This window comes from Acidovorax sp. KNOB132 (assembly GCF_057541515.1).
This window is the reverse complement of record NZ_BAAJYT010000576.1, coordinates 1-1,002: the sequence shown is the minus strand read 5'-3', so window position 1 is coordinate 1,002 and position 1,002 is coordinate 1. Positions and strand designations below refer to the sequence as shown.

Genomic DNA, 1,002 nt, shown 5'->3' with positions numbered 1-1,002 from the left:
CCGTACACGCTGGGCTGCACCAGCACCAGATGCCGCACCCCATGGGCGGCAGCCAGGCCCTCGATGCGCTCCAGCGGATGGTGCGCGGGGCGGTAGTGGCCGGGCTGGGTCGGCGCATCGGCGTCGAACACATGGACGTGCGCGTCCCAGCAGGCACCGGCTCCGTCCCAGGCATCAGGGTGGGGGGCGCGGTCGACGTCCTTCGGCATCGGTTCAGCCGACCGAGATGTTGCGGTCGCGCACCACCTGGGCCCACTGGCCCTGCTGGGCCCGGATGAAGGCCCCGGCCGAGGCCTGCGATGCATCGGCGAACACATCGCCGCCCAGCGCGCGGATGCGCGCCAGCACCTCGGCATCGCCCAGCGCCTTGCGGATGCCATCGACCAGGCGCGTGCGCGTGGCGGCGGGCAAGCCGGCGGGGGCGAGCACCGGGTTCCATTCCAGCACCTCGTACTTGCGCACGCCCGCTTCGGTCATGGTGGGCACCTCCGGCAGCGAACGGGCCCGCAGCGCGGCCGTCACGGCCAGCGCGCGCAGCTTGCCGGAGCGGATGTGGCCCAGCGCCGAGGCCACGTTGGCGAAAAAGAGCGGCACCTGCCCCGCCATGACATCGTTCATCGCGGGGCCACCGCCCCGGTAGGGAATGTGCGACAGCCGCACCCCGGCGCGCTCCTCGAACAGCGCTCCCGCCAGGTGCTGCGCCGAGCCGTTGCCGGACGACGCATAGGCCACTTCGCCCGGCTTGGCGCGGGCCAGCGCGATCACGTCCTGCACGCTGCGCGCCTGGAACCCCGCGGAGCACACCAGCACGTTGGGAAAGGTGGCGAGCACGGCCAGCGGCGTGAAGGCCTTGTCGGTGTCGTAGGCCATCTTGGGATAGAGAGCGGGGTTGACCGCGAACGACGAGGCGTCCAGCAGCAGCGTGCTGCCGTCCGGCGTGGCACGCGCCACGTAGGCGCCGGCGATCTGGCCGCTGGCGCCGGGCTTGTTGTCCACCACCAC

At 72.5% G+C, this 1,002-nt stretch carries 1 protein-coding gene and 1 pseudogene; both read right to left on the bottom strand.

What is annotated here, in order from left to right; translation table 11 throughout:
* Positions 1–209, bottom strand: a pseudogene (locus AC27IO_RS24765) (hypothetical protein); the annotation flags it as partial.
* A gap of 4 nt (positions 210–213) precedes the next feature.
* The coding region (locus AC27IO_RS24760; RefSeq protein WP_498741287.1) for a tripartite tricarboxylate transporter substrate-binding protein at positions 214–1,002 on the bottom strand (789 nt) is incomplete at its 5' end.